14 protein-coding genes are annotated in these 16,586 nt (G+C 59.5%); 3 read left to right on the forward strand and 11 right to left on the reverse strand.

The features are described from left to right. Positions 1–12 precede the first annotated feature (12 nt). Both xdhB and xdhA read right to left on the reverse strand, forming a co-directional pair. Entirely contained in the window at positions 13–2,364 is a 2,352-nt protein-coding gene (gene xdhB / locus KP699_RS10450) for a xanthine dehydrogenase molybdopterin binding subunit (protein ID WP_215762562.1), read from the reverse strand. Then, positions 2,357–3,832, reverse strand: a complete 1,476-nt coding sequence (gene xdhA, locus KP699_RS10455) for a xanthine dehydrogenase small subunit (protein WP_215762563.1) — start codon at positions 3,830–3,832, stop codon at positions 2,357–2,359. The genes xdhB and xdhA overlap by 8 nt, the downstream gene beginning before the upstream one ends. Positions 3,833–4,114: 282 nt before the next feature. Here xdhA and KP699_RS10460 point away from each other — a divergent pair, with 282 nt between their 5' ends. Next, positions 4,115–5,059, forward strand: coding sequence for a LysR family transcriptional regulator (locus KP699_RS10460; protein ID WP_215762564.1), 945 nt, complete (start codon positions 4,115–4,117; stop codon positions 5,057–5,059). A gap of 13 nt (positions 5,060–5,072) precedes the next feature. Here KP699_RS10460 and KP699_RS10465 read toward each other — a convergent pair whose 3' ends face one another. From KP699_RS10465 to KP699_RS10485, 5 genes are all read right to left on the reverse strand, one after another. Further along, positions 5,073–6,512, reverse strand: coding sequence for a nucleobase:cation symporter-2 family protein (locus tag KP699_RS10465; protein ID WP_308164911.1), 1,440 nt, complete (start codon positions 6,510–6,512; stop codon positions 5,073–5,075). Between the two features lie 4 nt (positions 6,513–6,516). Continuing rightward, positions 6,517–6,849 (reverse strand): hydroxyisourate hydrolase, encoded by a 333-nt coding sequence (gene uraH, locus KP699_RS10470; RefSeq protein WP_215762566.1) that lies wholly within the window; start codon positions 6,847–6,849, stop codon positions 6,517–6,519. Beyond that, on the reverse strand, positions 6,846–7,352 hold the full coding sequence (uraD, locus tag KP699_RS10475) for a 2-oxo-4-hydroxy-4-carboxy-5-ureidoimidazoline decarboxylase (RefSeq protein ID WP_215762567.1): 507 nt from the start codon (positions 7,350–7,352) through the stop codon (positions 6,846–6,848). The genes uraH and uraD overlap by 4 nt, the downstream gene beginning before the upstream one ends. Further along, entirely contained in the window at positions 7,349–8,242 is an 894-nt protein-coding gene (puuE, locus tag KP699_RS10480; protein WP_215762568.1) for an allantoinase PuuE, read from the reverse strand. The genes uraD and puuE overlap by 4 nt, the downstream gene beginning before the upstream one ends. A 63-nt stretch (positions 8,243–8,305) precedes the next feature. Continuing rightward, positions 8,306–9,745 carry an NAD(P)-binding domain-containing protein gene (locus KP699_RS10485; protein WP_374196925.1) on the reverse strand — a complete coding sequence of 480 codons (1,440 nt, stop codon included), beginning with the start codon at positions 9,743–9,745 and terminating at the stop codon, positions 8,306–8,308. A gap of 120 nt (positions 9,746–9,865) precedes the next feature. Between KP699_RS10485 and KP699_RS10490 the strand changes: the two genes are divergently transcribed. Next, entirely contained in the window at positions 9,866–10,768 is a 903-nt protein-coding gene (locus tag KP699_RS10490) for a LysR family transcriptional regulator (RefSeq protein WP_077929738.1), read from the forward strand. A 25-nt stretch (positions 10,769–10,793) separates the two neighbouring features. Then, entirely contained in the window at positions 10,794–12,128 is a 1,335-nt protein-coding gene (gene guaD / locus KP699_RS10495) for a guanine deaminase (RefSeq protein ID WP_215762587.1), read from the forward strand. Between the two features lie 16 nt (positions 12,129–12,144). On the opposite strand, the gene KP699_RS10500 is transcribed toward guaD, so the two are convergent. The 4 genes from KP699_RS10500 to KP699_RS10515 are packed head-to-tail and all read right to left on the reverse strand — an operon-like array spanning position 12,145 to position 16,571. After that, the gene (locus KP699_RS10500) at positions 12,145–13,752 is read right to left on the reverse strand and encodes a gamma-glutamyltransferase family protein (RefSeq protein WP_215762569.1); all 1,608 of its coding nucleotides are present in this window, start codon (positions 13,750–13,752) and stop codon (positions 12,145–12,147) included. A 5-nt stretch (positions 13,753–13,757) separates the two neighbouring features. After that, a complete protein-coding gene (locus KP699_RS10505) occupies positions 13,758–15,122 on the reverse strand; it encodes an AtzE family amidohydrolase (protein WP_215762570.1) in 1,365 nt (454 codons plus the stop codon). Next, the gene (locus KP699_RS10510) at positions 15,122–15,307 is read right to left on the reverse strand and encodes a DUF4089 domain-containing protein (RefSeq protein WP_025826609.1); all 186 of its coding nucleotides are present in this window, start codon (positions 15,305–15,307) and stop codon (positions 15,122–15,124) included. The genes KP699_RS10505 and KP699_RS10510 overlap by 1 nt, the downstream gene beginning before the upstream one ends. A gap of 34 nt (positions 15,308–15,341) precedes the next feature. Then, on the reverse strand, positions 15,342–16,571 hold the full coding sequence (locus KP699_RS10515) for an alanine--glyoxylate aminotransferase family protein (protein ID WP_215762571.1): 1,230 nt from the start codon (positions 16,569–16,571) through the stop codon (positions 15,342–15,344). Positions 16,572–16,586: the final 15 nt, after the last annotated feature.

Genomic DNA, 16,586 nt, shown 5'->3' on the forward strand with positions numbered 1-16,586 from the left:
GCCGCGGCCGCCTCAGGGCTGGCACTGACTGCGCATCCGCTCAGCGGTACGCAAAATCTGTTCCGGTGTGGCGGGCGCATTAAGCTGGGGGCAGGTTTTGTAAGCATTCAGGCTGGCCAGCGCGTCAGACATCGCCTGCAACACCGCAACACCATGCACAAAAGGAGGCTCGCCCACGGCTTTGGAGCGGAAAATCGTTGCTTCCTGATTAGGGGAATTTTCCAGCAGGGCCACGTTGAAAATACGGGGCCGGTCAGAACAGGCGGGGATTTTATACGTGCTTGGGGCATGCGTCCGCAGCCGCCCGGACTCATCCCACACCAGCTCTTCCATTGTCAGCCAGCCGGCGCCCTGCACAAACCCGCCTTCAATCTGCCCGATATCAATCGCCGGGTTCAGAGACTGTCCGGCGTCATGCAGGATATCGACGCGCTCAATCCGGTTTTCGCCAGTCAGCAAATCAACAGCAACCTCGGCACAGGCCGCACCGTACGCAAAATAGTAAAAAGGCCGCCCGCGCCCTGTAGCGGCATTCCATGAGATTTTGGGCGTTTTGTAAAACCCGTTTGCCGAGAGGGAAACACGCGCAAAATACGCGGCCTTTGTCAGTTCGGGAAAAGGAATAACCTCCTCACCAACCCGAACGCCCTCAGGCAGAAACCGCACGTTTTCTTCCGCCACACTCCAGTGTTCAGCCGCAAAACTGACCAGCCGCGCCTTGATTTTCTGCACCGCATCCAGCACGGCCATCCCGTTCAGGTCCGCGCCGCTTGAGGCGGCTGTGGCGGAGGTATTGGGCACCTTGCCTGTTGTGGTTGCCGTTATCCGCACCCGGTCTTCCGTCAGACCGAATTCCCGCATGGCAATCTGCACCATTTTGGTGTGCAGGCCCTGCCCCATTTCCGTGCCGCCATGATTCACCTGCACGGACCCATCCGTATAGACATGCACCAGCGCACCAGCCTGATTGTAATGGGTTGCGGTGAAGGAAATACCAAACTTAACGGGCGTCAGCGCAATGCCGCGTTTGATAAAGGGGCTGCTCTTATTGGCCTCCCGCAACGCCTGACGGCGCTCACGGTAATCACAACGCTCTGCTAGCTGTGTCATGACCTCCGCGGCAATCGAATCTTCCACCGTCATATGATACGGCGTGATGTTACGTGTGCCCGTGCCGTAGACATTGCGCACCCGCACATCCAGCGGATCCAGCCCGGTTGCGATCGCAATTTCCTCAATTACCCGCTCTGCTGCCACAATACCCTGCGGGCCGCCAAAGCCGCGATAGGCCGTGTTGGACTGCGTGTTGGTTTTCAACGGCTCCGAGCGGAAGCTTACATCCGGGTAGAAATAGGCGTTATCGGCATGAAACAGGGCACGGTCCACCACCGGACCGGAAAGGTCCGCCGCCCAGCCACATCGCGCCGCCAGCACCATATCGACCGCAAGGATGTTGCCTTCATCATCAAACCCGACATCGTAATCAATCACGAAATCATGGCGTTTGCCGGTCATCATCATATCATCATCACGGTCGAGCCGCATTTTGGCGGCACGGCCGGTCGCATGGGCCGCAATGGCCGCCAGACAGGCGGGCGTATTGGCCTGAGATTCCTTGCCGCCAAACGCCCCGCCCATACGGCGCACTTCCACCGTGACCAGATTACTCGGCACATGCAGGCAATGCGCCACCATATGCTGTGTTTCCGTCGGGTGCTGGGTGGAGGACCAGACGCGCATCTCCCCTTCTTCACCCGGCTGGGCAAGTGCTGCCTGCCCTTCCAGATAGAAATGCTCCTGCCCGCCAATGGTCACCTGCCCGGAAAGCCTCCGGGGAGCCGCCACCAGGCCAGCCTCCACATCCCCGCGGCTCATCACCAGCGGGCGCCAGACCAGTTCACCGCCAGCCTCGCGCGCCTGCGCGATATTCAGCACGGCGGGACGGTCTTCATACTCAATTTTTGCCAGTTTAGCGGCCCGCCGCGCGACGCCCCGACTTTCCGCCACCACAACAAAAACAGGCTGGCCGTAAAAACAGACTTCTCCCTCAGCCAGCAGAGGCTCATCACCTTTCCCCACGGCGCTGATCTGATTTTCTCCGGGGATATCCGCCGCTGTCAGCACACAGACCACACCGGACACAGCCCGCACGGCCTCAAGATCCATCGAGACAATCCGCGCATGCGCTTTTGTGCTCAGACCCGGCACAACATGCAGCAGCCCCTGCGGCTCTGGCAGATCATCAATATAGGCCGCACTCCCGGACACATGCATCCGGGCACTTTCATGACGCAGACTTGTGGACGCACCACCGGGGACGATGGGCGCGACCGGCATCTGCTCAAGTTTAAGAGCTTCAGACATAGGCCTGCTCCTTCCACCCGGCCAGCCGGGTTTCTGCGCCTGCATAGTCCGGCGCGGTTTCCGCAAACAGGCGTGTCAGCAAATTCCCCGCAACCGTCTGGCGATACCATGCGCTGGAGCGCATATCGGAAATTGGTTCAAAATCCGCCTTCATCGCGTCCTGCGCCGCCCTGAGCGTGGCCTCTGTCCAGAATTGCCCCTGCAAGGCGGCTTCCGTCGCGGCGGCCCGTTTGGGTGTAGCGGCCATCCCGCCGAAAGCGATACGGGCCGACGCAATCCGCCCATCTGTCTCAAACGTCAGAGCAAACGCCCCAAGAACGGCGGAAATATCCTGATCAAACCGTTTGGAAATCTTATAAGCCCGGAAAACCATGCCGGGCTGGGGCTGAGGGATTACAACAGCCTCAATAAACTCGCCCGGCTTCCGGTCCTGTTTGCCATAGGCCAGAAAATACTCTTCCAGCGGCAGGCTCCGATGCGCCTCTCCGCATCGCAGCTTCAGCACGGCTCCGGCGGCAAGCAGAACGGGAGGCCCGTCTCCAATAGGGGAGCCGTTGCCGATATTCCCGCAGACCGTGCCGGCATTCCGCACCTGAGTGGAGCCAATGCGCCGGATAACCTCCCCCGCATCTGGCAGCATGGCGGCAATGGCCTCCTTCGCCTGCGTATAGGTTACGGCAGCACCGACCCTCAGCCCGTCTGGCGTGTGTTCAATCGTGCGCAAATCCGGCACCAGCCCGACGCTGATCACATGCGGCAGGGTGCGCAGCCCCTTGGTGACCCATAATCCAACATCCGTCGCGCCCGCCACTAATGTTGCCTGTGGGTCTGCCAGATAAGCCGTGGCCAGCGCATCCGCATTGCCGGGCAGCGTGAGCCGCCCTTCCGGTCCGCTGATCTCCACGGTCTGCCCGTCAGCCAGAGCCTTGAGCCGCGTTTTGATGGCTTCTGTCTGCGTATCCAGCACATCCCCCGGCAGACTGAGGGCCCGCTTCATGGCCCGCACGATGGGCGCATAGCCGGTGCAGCGGCACAGATTACCAGCGAGTGCCGTGTTAATGGCGTCTTCTTCCATCGAAGCACCCGGCGTCTTGCAATACGCAACCATCGACATGACAAAACCCGGTGTGCAGAACCCGCACTGTGCGCCGTGCAGTTCCACCATAGCCTGCTGCACCGGATGCAGCGCGCCTTCCGGGCTCCGCAAGTCTTCCACCGTGAAAAGCTGCGCCCCATCCAGCATCCACAAAAACTGGATACAGGCATTGACGGCCCGCCAGACGAGTGTGTCCCCTTCCAGCCGCACCACCAGAACCGTACAGGCTCCGCAATCGCCTTCATTGCAGCCTTCCTTGGTGCCAGTGCGCCGCTTGTCTTCACGCAGCCAGTCCAGCACGGTCCGCGTCGGGCTGAACGCCGCGATCTCGTGACGCACATTTCCAAGATAAAACCGGATAGACTGCCGCATAAACTGCGCTCTCCTGCTGGAACATTTTCCCGGATTTCTGCACCATAAAAGCCTTATCATGCCGGGTGACCGGGGCCTCTTGCGCGGGGCGTAACGCTGACGGACCGAGGGGCGGCCCCTTCGCCTTCGTCATACTGTATATCGTTTCAGAATCATCTCATTTTCAGCGTTCGTCCACCACAAAGAATGCGACGCCCTGTTGCGTTTTTATCGACACCCCGCCAACAGTCTTACAGCAGGATTTTTGATACCGCTGCCTGCTGCATTGTCTGGAGATACGCCGTGCGAAACCCCGGTCGCATTTTTACACTCTCGCGGTTTTCCATCTATTTTGAGATGGTGGCACAGACAGGCTCCATCCGGCAGGCGGCCTCTGCTCTCAATGTGTCTCCCTCCGCAGTAAACCGGCAAATTCTGGCAGTGGAAGAGGACATGCAAACCCCGCTCTTCCACCGGCACAGTTCCGGCCTCAGCCTGACGACCGCCGGGGAGTTGCTGCTGGCGGCCATTATCTCCGGCAAGCGGGATTTTGAGCAGTTCCAGTCCCGGCTGGACGGACTTTCAGGCCTGCATGGCGGTGTGGTTGAAATTGCCGCGATTGAAGCCGTGAGTGACAGGTTAATCCCCGACATCCTCTCTGACGTAACCAAGCGGCACCCCCGCGTGGAGTTCAGGCTTCAGACACTGGATTTCAAAGCCATCTGGCAGGCCGTCAGCCGGAATGATGTTGATTTCGGGATTTCCCTCGCGGGGAAATCTTCACGGCAGGTCCGCATTGTCAGCACACTTCAGGCTGCCATCGGGTTTGTTGTCCGACCCGACCACCCTCTCGCCCAACGAGAAGACGCCCGGCTGAACCATGCCACCGGCAGCAAGCTTATTTTGCCGGATAGCACGCTCGCCGTGGGTGCGGCCATTCAGGACGGGCTGGCTCAGCACAGTCTGAGCCTGAACCCCACCTTTACCAGCAACCGCATTGCCAGCATCAAGGCGCTGATCCGTAGCGGATTAGGCGTTGGCATGCTGACCCAGATGGATGTGATGAATGAGGTCAAAGCCGGGGAACTCTGCTTTGTGCCGATAACAGAGTCCGGTATCCGGCCTCTTGGCTTCTCCCTGTTCTATAATACGCAACGGCGGCTGAGTGCCGCCGCCCAGACCACGCTGGATCTGATTACAGAAAGCTTTAACGCACTGGCGGAGCAGAGCGGGACAACCCCGCCCTGAAGCACAGGCGCGCTTACCCTTCCTGCACGCGCCCTTCATCGGTCAGGACCGTCTGAGCAGTCTCGTCTGAAGAGATTTTAGAGGGCTGATCCCCAATGACCACACCATGCTTGTTGGCGGGCATGAAGTGGTTGAACACCAGATGCAGGCCCATTGCCGCCATGGAGCCGAGCGTAATCCCGCTGCCAAAAATGATCTGCGCCCAGCTGGGGAAGTTATCCGCAATATGCGGCTGGGCTGTGGCCAGCATGCCCAGACCGATGCTGGTCCCGACAATGATCATATTATTCTGATCTTCAAAATCCACCTGTGCGAGCGTCTGGATACCGACCACGGCAACCGCCGCAAACATGGCCAGAGCCGCCCCTCCCAGAACAGGCAGCGGGACACTCGCCATAATGGCGGCCAGTTTGGGGATACAGCCCAGCACCATCATGATCACAGCAGCAGAGGCCACAACCCACCGGCTTTTAACCTGCGTCAGCCGGACCAGCCCGACATTTTCTGCAAAGCAGGTGTAGGGAAAGGAATTGAAAACACCGCCGATAAACGTCGCAAGCCCATCCGCGCGGATGGCAGAGGCGATATCATCCGAGGTAATCGGCTTTTTAACGATAGCCCCTGTTGCAAACACATCGCCCGTTGTTTCCAGCATGGAAATAATCATGACGATAATCAGCGACAGAATGGGTACGACGTGGAAGGTCGGCATCCCAAAGAAAAACGGCCGGGAAATTGTCAGCAACGGCGCGGCGCCAACATCCCCAAAATGCGCATCTCCCAGCGCCCAGGCCACCAGCGTCATGAGAACAAGGCCGATCAGCACGGCAATCGTGCCAATAAACCCGCGAAAGAATTTCTGGATCGCCAGAATGCAAAACAATGTGCCCAGACCATAGGCCACGTTCCGCAATTCCACGGGATTTTGCATGACGTTCGTGCCGTGGCCGGACACAATATCATTCGCGGCAACCGGCAGCAGCGCCAGCCCGATCACCAGAATGACGGACCCTGTCACAACTGGTGGGAAAAACCGGATAAGGCGGGAAAAATACGGGGCTACAACGTAAGAAAACAGTCCGGCAACAATCACCGCGCCAAAAATCTGGTGCAGCCCTTCCACACCGCCACCGGCCGATACGCCAATCGCGATCATGGGCATCACCGCCACAAAGGTCACCCCTTGCAGGAGCGGCAGCCGCACCCCGATCTTGCCAATGCCGACAGCCTGAATGAAGGAGGCAATCCCGCAGGTAAACAGGTCAGCCTCAATCAGATGTTCCAGCATGTCATGCGAAAGGCCAAGCGCGCTGGCAAGCAGAATGGGAACAATGACCGCCGCCGCATAGAATGTCAGAACATGCTGGAAGCCGTAAATTGCCAGTTCCCACAGCGGGAGAACCTGATCAACCGGATGGACGGCTTCTGTCGTTTTACGTTTGTCGAGGGTCACGCACTCAACTCCCTCGATAAGTGGAATATCCGTATGGGGCGGCAAGCAGCGGCACATGCGCGTGCCCTTCCGCACTCAGCCCGAACACGAGGGGAACAACGTCCAGAAATGGCGGTTCCGCCAGTTCATGCCCCTGTGCACGGAAATAGGCGGCAATTTCAAATTCCAGCCGGTATTGCCCGCCTTCAAGCGTCAACGCGCGTAAGGCAGGGCAACGTCCATCAGCATCCGTCACGCCATCAAACAGGACGGCAGCACCTGAAAACAGACGCAACCGCACCCCGGCGGCAGGACGGCCAGACACCGTATCCAGAACATGTGTTGATAGAGAACTCATGCGGTCAGTTTATCCTGCAAGCGTAAAGAGGCAATAGCATCAATCTGCCTGAGCGCCTCTGCCAGTTCGGCCTCCGGCGTGCTGAGCAGACGCTCCGCCATGGCATTCAGAATGACCGCTTTCCCTGCCTTACGGACGCAGATGACAAACGGCATGCCAAACTTGTCCCGGTATGCGGTGTTCAGGCTCTGGAAATGCGCATATTCGGCAGGGCTCAGCCGGTCCAGCCCGGCACTTCCCTGCTCCTGTGCGGAGGCCTCCGTCAAAGCTGGGTCAATCCCCGCACGATGCCCAAGCTCCGGATGCGCCCGGACCAATGCGATCTGGCGGTCATGTCCGGCCTGATGCACCACGTCAGAAAAAGCCTTCAGCATCCCCTCCCTGCTGGCAAAGGGGCGCTGCTGCGCAGCCCCTTCCGCAACCCAGGGAGAGTGTTCATACAAACCGCCAAATTCTACCACGAAGGCATCTGGCGGCAGGGTATTCACATCATCAAACTTCATGCCGGATGCACCGCAAGCCAGTGCTGCGCGATCTCAAGCCGGGTCGCGACCCAGACTTTCTCATGCGCCTGCACATGCTCCAGAAAACGCGCCACAGCCAGCGCACGGGCCGGTTTTCCGGCAAGCCTGCAATGCAGGCCAATGGACATCATCCGCCCGCCTTCCCGGTACAGCATATCAAACGTGTCACGCAGATACCGGAAGAACTGTTCGCCCTCCGTAAAGCCATTCAGCGCCGCGAACTTCATGTCATTCACGTCCAGCGTGTAGGGAACGATCAGTTGAGGGCGTCCGTATCGCCGGTCATAGTAAGGCAGATCATCCGCGTATGAGTCCGCGTCATACACAAAGCCGCCTTCTTCCACGACCAGACGCGCGGTGTTGGGGCTTGTCCGGCCCTGATACCAGCCGAGGGGGCGGGAGCCGGTAATCTGCGTATGCAGCGCAATGGCCTCGCGGATATGCGCGCGTTCCACCTCTTCCGGGATATCCTGATAATCAATCCAGCGCAGGCCATGCGTGGCGATTTCCCAGTTCCCGTCCTTCATGGCCGCAACCGCTTCCGGGTTGCGCGCCATTGCCAGAGCCACACCAAACACTGTCGGGCGCATCCCGGCAGACTGGAACAGCCGATACAGCCGCCAGAACCCGGCGCGGCTGCCATATTCATACAGGCTTTCCATCTGCATGGACCGGGCATCCGGAATGGAGCGGGTGCCAACCATTTCTGACAGGAAAGCCTCCGACCCCTTATCCCCGTGCAGGACGCAGTTTTCAGCCCCTTCCTCGTAATTAATGACAAACTGCACGGCAATGCGCGCCCCGCCCGGCCACTGAGGGTCGGGCGGTGTCGGGCCATATCCGGTCATATCCCGCGGATAATCAGTCATGCTCTCTCCGGCTGTGCCTGATGGTCGTGTGTCTTGCACATATTCTTGCTTTGGGGACGTCTCTTACACAGGTGGGGCAAGGCTGACGAGTTCGTCCGTATCGTAATCCAGCAGGCTTTGCAGATGCGTCTCGCCATCCTGCACAAACAGTTCACGCCCGATGGCCTGCACCAGCCGCTCCACCCCAAAACGCATCCCGCTGATGGACGCTCCTGAAAGCCCCATGCTGGGCATCGCGGCAAACGTGAAGTTATGAATGGCCTTGAGCATTGGCGCCATCGGGTCCGCCGCATTCAGAGGCTGGAACTGGAAGTTGCCGCTCAGATAAGGGTGGCTGGCCAGAACCTCGCTTTCCTCGCCCGCAGGGGCAGTAAAGCGGTCCCGCCAGAGCGTGACGTTCCGGGCAAAACGGTGCATTTCCGGGCGGCGGGTGAGGTCAATCACAAACCCGGTGCCAATAATCAGGAAATCAAACGTCATTTCGCCCTGTGACGTCGTGACGACAACGCCTTCCGGTGTTTCTTTTACTGCAAGCCAGGGCGCGCCAGTGTGGAACGCAAAATTCTCATGCTTGCGGCAACGCCAGAACGTATCCTGCGGCGGCGGCTGATTGAGGTCATAAATGCGGTGCATAAAGCGCCAGCGCACCTGATCAGGCAGATCAGCAAAATATCCGAGGAAGCCCGCATTCTCCATCCAGCGATATGGGTTCACACTCGGAATTTTCTGCCGACGCAGGCACAGATCGACGCGCCCTGCCCCCAGTTCCAGCGCTGTCGCGGCGTTATCAAACGCCGAAGCCCCGGCCCCCAGCACACCAATCCGCTTGCCTTTGAGTGCGGCAAAATCAATCTGCTGGCTGGTGTGCGCATAGCGCGAGGCCGGAAGTGCCTGCTTGATAAAGTCTGGCACATGCCAGGCCCCGCCCCCTTCAATCCCGGTGGCCAGAACCATTTTACGCGCCCAGACATGAGACTGCGCACCACTGGCCTGCTGGAACGTGAGGCGCAGAAGACCATCCTGCCAGTCAATATCAACCAGTTTACGGTCATTCTGTACGGGCAGGCCCAGCACATCGCGCAGCCAGTCCAGATAGGCCTGCCAGTCCTGCCGGGAAATTTTATCCAGCGCCTTCCACGCTTCCGCACCATAACGTGCTTCAAACCAGGATTGTGGCGTCAGGCTCGGGATACCCAGATCAGGCCCGGTGACGTGCTTGGGCGTGCGCAGGGTGATCATCCGGGCGAAGGTGACCCACGGACCTTCCCCGCCACGGGCGGCCTGATCAAAAATGCAAGCGTTACTCAGGCCACGCCGACGGAGTGCAAACGCCGTTGCAAGCCCTCCCTGCCCGCCGCCGATAATAGCAACATCCAGAACACGCTCTCCATCCCGCTCCAGAGGCACGCACCAGTCACCCGTTGCGTAGCGGATTTTGGCCAGATCATCCCGAACACGCTGTTCAAGCTGGTCCAGCCCTGTGGTGGAAGAAACCTGTTCCATCTGCACGTCTAACCTTATCTTTATCCCGGCCTATCGCCATCTGAAACAATTTCACACCCGGACCATTCTTGTATATGACTTAAATCAGTCTAATCCGTTCGCAAAATGAGATCACCTCACATGCCGGTTTTTTCTCGCTTCCTTCGCTACTTCATTGCCGTGGCGCAGCAGGGCTCAATCCGCAAAGCGTCTGATGAGCTGAATATCGCGGCCTCGGCGATCGACCGGCAGATCCTGCAAGGCGAAAAACTGCTCGGCACCCAGCTCTTCGAGCGCCTGCCAACCGGGTTGCGGCTGACCACGGCGGGTGAACTCCTGCTCTCTTCGGGCATCCGCTGGACGCGGGACCTCCGCGCGCTCACCACGCAGATTGATAACCTGAAAGGCCTGCGGCAGGGCTCGGCGGATATTCTGATCCCTGATGCGCTGACAAAGGGCTTCCTGCCCGCCGTGCTGGGCCGTCTGCGAAAAACACATCCCGGCATTGTCGTGAACGTGCATGTGCGCGCCAGCAAGGATATGGGGGAAATTCTGGTAGATGGTCAGGCCGATTTTGCCCTGATGTTCAACCCCGGCCACATGCGGGAACTGTTTGTGCGGGCCCATAAAGAAATTCCGCTTGGCTTTATCACCCCGCCTGACCACCCCGTCGGCGCGCTGGAATCCGCCCCGTTCAGTCTGTGCGCGGAATATCCGGTTGTCATTCCCGCACCCCCGCTGGCGTTATGGCGGCCACTGGAACTACTGGAAGCAGAAACCGGCCTGAAAATTCAGGCGGTAGGCCGGGCTGACAATATTCAGATGATCAAATCGCTCGTCAGTGCCGGAGTGGGCATCGGCGTTCTCTCCTATCTGGATGTGTATGATGAAGTGCAGAAAAATCAGCTTGCGTTCACCCCCATCCTGCATAAAAAACTGTCCCCGGTTACGCTGGCGCTGTGTGTTGACAGGTCACGCCAGCTTTCCATGGCAGCAAGACTGATTATTTCTGAAATTGAACAGTTTTTTGCCGATCAGCTTTAACTCCGGCCCCTGTCTGCGAGGTTCCATGCCCTCCCCGTCCCGCACCGCTGCTCTGAGAGGGCGTTATGTCACGTTCAAAGGCAATCCCTTCACCATGCCACCGGAAGAGGCTTTGCATGTTGAAGAAGACGGACTGATCCTGATTGAAAACGGGAAGATTAGCCTGTGCGGCGCTTATGATGCGCTACGCACACAGGTGCCTGAAGGCGTGCAGGTTACACACTATCCAAACAGCCTGATCAGCGCGGGATTTATTGATACACACGTCCACTACCCGCAGCTCCCTGTTATTGCCTCATGGGGTGAGCAGTTGCTGGAATGGCTGCAACAGTATGTGTTTCCCACCGAGGCAAAATTTTCCAGCCCGGAGGTTGCACAGACCGTCGCCCGCGCCTTTTTGCAGGAACTGCTGCGTAACGGCACGACAACAGCGGCTGTATACTGCACCGTACATCCTGAATCCGTGACAGCCTTTTTTCAGGAATCAGAAAAGCTTGGCACCCGGATGATTGCAGGCAAAGTCCTGATGGACCGCAATGCGCCGGATAATCTCAGGGATACCACCAGACAGGGCTATGATGAGTCCCAGAAACTGATTGAGGCATGGCACGGCAAAGGGCGGCAGCTTTACGCCATTACACCACGCTTTGCGATCACCAGCACACCGGAACAACTGGAATGTGCCGGGGCTCTCTTCCGGAGCCGGGATGATCTGTTCATGCAGACGCATCTTGCTGAAAACGAGGATGAGATTGCGTTTGTCAAAACGCTGTTCCCGGACCGGACGTCCTATCTGGATGTGTATGACAAAGCGGGGCTGGCAGGCCCGCGCGCCATTTTTGGCCACGCCATCCATATGCACGAGCATGATTTCCAGCACTGCCATGACACACGCTGTACACTGGCCCATTGCCCGACTTCCAACCTGTTTTTAGGGAGCGGCGTCTTCCGGCTGTTTGATGCGCTGGACCCGCGCCGTCCGGTCCATGTTGGTCTGGGTACGGATATCGGAGCGGGCACAAGCTTTTCTCTGCTCAGCACGATGGGGGAAGCGTACAAGGTCTCGCTGATGGCCGGAAAGCAGCGCCTGCACGCCATTCAGGCATTCTGGCTGGCTACGGCCGGAGCCGCACAGTCCCTGCATCTGGAGCGTAAAATCGGGACCATTGCGCCGGGCATGGAGGCGGATCTGTGCGTGCTGGACCCGGCGGCCACACCCCTGCTGGCCCTGCGCACCGGCGAATGTACCAGCATCGCGGATCTGCTCTTTGTTCTGATGACGCTGGGGGATGACCGCTGCGTCAAAGCCACTTGGGTAGATGGGCGGCCTGTCCATATCCGGCAGGACACCGCCTCATAACGCTCTTAATTCTGCGCTACCATGCGGCAACACCCCCGTCACTCCGGGGGTCCGTAGCACCTTCCAGCATCCCGTCAGGGTGACGGACAAGTGCGCCTGCGTGCCCCATCAGAGAGGTAAAGGGCGCAACACGTTCCATCTTGTGCCCTGCCGCGACCATCTGCGCCACGAGGTCCGGCGCAAACCTGTCCTCATATTTCAGGGTCACGCTTTCATCCCCCCATGTGCGCCCCAGTAGCCAGCGCGGTGCGGTAACGGCCTGCTGCAATCCCATGCCATACTGCGCATAGCGGGTAAAAACCGCCGCCTGCGTCTGCGGCTGGCCCTCGCCGCCCATGGTGCCATAAACCATCACCCGACCGTCCTCAAACCGGGCCGCCGCAGGGTTCAGCGTGTGGAACGGCTTGCGGCCGGGGCGGAGCACATTCCACCCCTCCTCTGCCAGCCGGAAGCTGGAACCCCGATTTTGCCAGACAATCCCTGTCTGGGGCAGCACCACGCCTGATCCAAATTCAAAATAGGTGCTCTGGATCATACTGACAGCCACACCGTCCGCATCAATAGCCCCCATCCAGACCGTATCCCCGGCCTGTGACGGATAAGGCCACAGGGCCGCTTTCTGCGGATCAATTGCTGCGGCCATCCGGTCCAGCGCGGCAGCATCATTCAGCGTCTGCTGGGCTTCGACTGTCATATAAACGGGATCTCCCACATGGGTGTCCCGATACCGGAAAGCCTGCTTCGTCGCTTCAACAAGCCCATGCCAGTAGGCAAAGCTTTCCGGAGCCTCCGCCTTGAGCCGGTCAAACACGGCGAGAATGAGAAGAGATGCAACACCCTGCGTTGGCGGGGCCATATTATACAGCGTTGCGCCGCTCACTCCGACAGACAACGGTGCACGAAGGCTTGCCGCATGAGCGGCCAGATCCTCAGCAGAGAGAGGGCTACCCGCTCGCGCCAGATCCGCCGCCACGCTCTGCGCCAGAGACCCGGTATAAAAACTGGCCACACCCTCAGCAGCCAGTTTGCGCAAGGTTTCTCCCAGTGCGGGGTTTTTTAGAATATCGCCAGTCTGTAACGGGCGGCCTTCTGGTTCAAAAACCGCCGCATATCCTGACACTGCGCGCAGTTCAGCACTTTTCTGCGCGGCAACCTCAGCCCCGCCCGCCGTAACCGGCACACCCTGCTCCGCATACCAGATTGCATCCCGCAAAAGCCGCTCCAGCGGCAACGCCTGCGTCTGCCGTTGCCTGTGATAAGCTCCGGAAAGCCGGTGCGCCTCACCCCAGCCAGACACCGTCCCGGCAACCGTATTGGCCGCAGCCCCGCCGCGCCAGGGAATGGTTGCGTGCCCGGCATTGCGGTAAAATGTGAGATCGGCTCTGCCTGCGGCAGCGCCGCAGGCATCAATGGTGTCTACCCGCCCATTTGGCCACTGGATCAGCCAGAACGCATCCCCGCCAATGGAGGTCATGTGCGGATAGACCACTGCCAGTGCCGCAGCCGTGGCAATCACGGCGTCCAGCGCCGTTCCGCCTTCTTTCAAAACATCCAGCCCGGCCTGACTGGCCAGATGATGCGGGGACGTTACCATCCCCCGGGTAGAGCGCGGCGTGTGCAGCATGGATGTCAGGCCTGTTTGCTTGCGTCTGCACTGGCGGAGGGAAAACCCAGAAGACCAGCTTTTTCCATTGTCTGCGCAAATGCCAGCAATGTTGCTTCCCGCCCCGGTGCGGCAATCAGTTGCACACCAAGCGGCAGCCCCACAGGTTTTCCCGGTACGGGAGCCAGTGGTGCGGCCACAACCGGCATCCCCGCCAGACTGAGAGGCTGGGTAAACAGGCCCAGATTAGCCCGCGCGGACACCTGCCTGCCGCCCAGAGTGATGGTCGGCTGATCCAGCCGGGGTGCCACGCCGGGCGTGGCCGGGGCTACCAGAATATCAACATCCCGGAAGGTCTCATGCAGCACATCCCGGAACCATGCACGCAGTCTCTGCGCCTGTATGACTGGCAGGGATGGCAGAAGAGCGCCAGCAATCAGCCTGTCCCGCGTTGCCGGGTCATACGCCATGGGCTGCGTCCGCAACCGGCCGGAATGCAGCGCGCCGCCCTCTGCTGCGGTGATCACAAAAGACGCTGCCCGCGCCCGCGCGACGTCCGGCAGAGTTACGCTGCGCACATCCGCGCATACAGCCAGAAGCCGGTTAACCCCGGCCACAAGGTCCGGGTCCAGATCCTGCGCAAACCAGCCATCCAGACGCCCGATTTTCAGGCCGGAAACATCCTGAACTGTTGCGCTATTTTCACCACTCAGGGCTTCAAATGCGCAGGCAATATCTGCGCTGGTACGTGTAAATGGCCCCACCACATCCAGACTTGCGGCAAACGGGTAAACCCCGTCCAGAGGCAGCACGCCCTGCGTTGGCCTCAGCCCCCAGACACCGCATAAAGAAGCCGGAACACGGATGGACCCGTTGGTATCAGACCCAAGCGTGAGCGGCAGCAATCCAGCCGCTACGGCCGCAGCGGAGCCACCGGAAGAGCCACCGGCCAGACAGGCCGTATCATGCGGATTTTTTGTTGTACCGTAATGCGCGTTTTCCGTCGCGAACCCGTACGCAAACTCATCCATATTGAGGGTCGCCACGGGAATAGCCCCTGCGGCGCACAGGCGGCGCACCACCTCCGCATCCTGCCTGGCCGGAGGCTGATCCTTCAAAACAACTGACCCGGCAGTTGTCACCAGACCAGCCAGATCAAACAGATCCTTCACGCCAAATGGCACACCCGCCAGCGGCCCGACCGGCTCCCCGCGTGCAATACGTGCATCAATGTCAGCCGCAGCTTTCAGGGCACGCTCGTCCAGCAACCGGGTGGCGGTATGATACGCCGCGTCACGCTGCCGGAATGCCTCAAGCGTCTGCTGAACGGTGTGGACAGCCGACACCGCTCCTGTGCGGATGCGGTGTGCATGGTCAGTTATCGCGATCATCAGGGCTGATACTCATAAGCAGGCAGGCAGGTATCAGGCAGGCTCATACCGCAAATCAGATCCACATAGCCCTGCAAGAGCTGCGTGTTGGCAAGAACGCCCGGCAGACAGTCATCCGGGATGGCCAGGCCAAGAGACTCAGCCGTCGCCTCCAGTCTGGTGAGTGTTTTATCCTGTTCGCGCATATCACCCTCCCGTTATTATATTTTTCTCTGTGTCTCAGGTCCGGCAGGTTGCAAGTGCGGCATCCACCCCGGCACCCCGCTTTACGGCATATCCCTGTGTGGCCAGACAGGTTTCCAAAGCACCCAGTGTCAGCAACACATTATGCTTTTTGGCGTTATAGCCCATCGCACCAATACGCCAGATCTTCCCGGCCAGCGGGCCAAAGGCCGTGCCAATTTCAATCCCGAAATCATCCCGCATCTGCTGACGTACAGGCTCACCCTCCACACCGTCGGGGATCCACACGCCGGTTACGTTCGTCATGCGGTATGCATCCTGCCCGAACACCTTTAGCCCCATGGCCCGCAGACCGGCGACCATCGCCGCCCCTGCGGCCTTGTGCCGGGCAAACCGGGCGTCCAGCCCTTCTTCCAGCATCACGCGCGCAGCTTCCCGCGCGCCGTAGAGCATGGTGGTAGCTTCCGTATGGTGGTTCAGCCGTTTTTCAGACCAGTAATCCATCACCATCGCCAGATCGAAATAGTTGGATGGAATACGGGCGCGACTGCCATCAGCCATATCCCCGCTCCTGATCCCGGCCTCCACATGGCGGCGCGCCATGATATGCTCTGCCGCACGGTCAGAAATGGTAATGGGGGCGGAACCCGGAGGCCCCCCCATACATTTCTGCAAGCCCCCGGTAATAACGTCCACGCCCCACGCATCTGTGGCAACCGGCATCCCGCCAAGTGTTGCCGTGGCATCTACGTAGGACAGTACATCATATTTGCGGCATAGCGCACCAACACCGTCAAGCGGCTGCGCCATGGTGGTGGAGGTGTCACCATGGATACAGGCAAACACCTGCGGACGATGCGCAATCAGAGCGTCTTCAATCTGTTCAAGTGTTGCCACCTCGCCCCAGGGCAGGTCCAGCGTGCAGATTTCCGCGCCAATCCGTTCAGCAATTTCAGACAGCAGCAGGCCAAACCGCCCGGCCCGCACAATCAGAATCTTGCTCCCCGGCTCCACAAGAGAAACCAGAGCGGCCTCAATCCCTGCCCGCGCCGTGCCGTCCACCAGAAAGGTCCAGCGGTTCTGCGTCATGAAAACCTGACGATACAGCGCCATGGTTTCATTCATGTAGGTTGTCATTTCCGGGTCAAACTGCCCGAGCATATCCGCTGCCATGGCGCGCAGGACGCGCGGATGCACATTAACCGGCCCCGGCCCCATCAGGAGCCGCTGCGGCGGGTCAATCTGACCAAAAAAATCGTTTGCCATTCAACAGGCCTTTCG

It is taken from the genome of Acetobacter sp. P1H12_c (genome assembly GCF_018811975.1).
Taxonomy (GTDB): Bacteria; Pseudomonadota; Alphaproteobacteria; order Acetobacterales; family Acetobacteraceae; genus Acetobacter; species Acetobacter persici.

Excerpts from the sequence above, each read along its gene's own strand:
- KP699_RS10500 (WP_215762569.1), bottom strand. The coding sequence starts at position 13,752 with ATGCTGCACACGCCGCGCTCTACCCGGGGGATGGTAACGTCCCCGCAT.
- KP699_RS10485 (WP_374196925.1), bottom strand. The coding sequence starts at position 9,745 with ATGGAACAGGTTTCTTCCACCACAGGGCTGGACCAGCTTGAACAGCGT.
- guaD (WP_215762587.1), top strand. The coding sequence starts at position 10,794 with ATGCCCTCCCCGTCCCGCACCGCTGCTCTGAGAGGGCGTTATGTCACG.
- xdhA (WP_215762563.1), bottom strand. The coding sequence starts at position 3,832 with ATGCGGCAGTCTATCCGGTTTTATCTTGGAAATGTGCGTCACGAGATC.
- puuE (WP_215762568.1), bottom strand. The coding sequence starts at position 8,242 with ATGACTGATTATCCGCGGGATATGACCGGATATGGCCCGACACCGCCC.
- uraD (WP_215762567.1), bottom strand. The coding sequence starts at position 7,352 with ATGAAGTTTGATGATGTGAATACCCTGCCGCCAGATGCCTTCGTGGTA.
- KP699_RS10510 (WP_025826609.1), bottom strand. The coding sequence starts at position 15,307 with ATGCGCGAACAGGATAAAACACTCACCAGACTGGAGGCGACGGCTGAG.
- uraH (WP_215762566.1), bottom strand. The coding sequence starts at position 6,849 with ATGAGTTCTCTATCAACACATGTTCTGGATACGGTGTCTGGCCGTCCT.
- KP699_RS10490 (WP_077929738.1), top strand. The coding sequence starts at position 9,866 with ATGCCGGTTTTTTCTCGCTTCCTTCGCTACTTCATTGCCGTGGCGCAG.
- KP699_RS10505 (WP_215762570.1), bottom strand. The coding sequence starts at position 15,122 with ATGATCGCGATAACTGACCATGCACACCGCATCCGCACAGGAGCGGTG.
- KP699_RS10515 (WP_215762571.1), bottom strand. The coding sequence starts at position 16,571 with ATGGCAAACGATTTTTTTGGTCAGATTGACCCGCCGCAGCGGCTCCTG.
- xdhB (WP_215762562.1), bottom strand. The coding sequence starts at position 2,364 with ATGTCTGAAGCTCTTAAACTTGAGCAGATGCCGGTCGCGCCCATCGTC.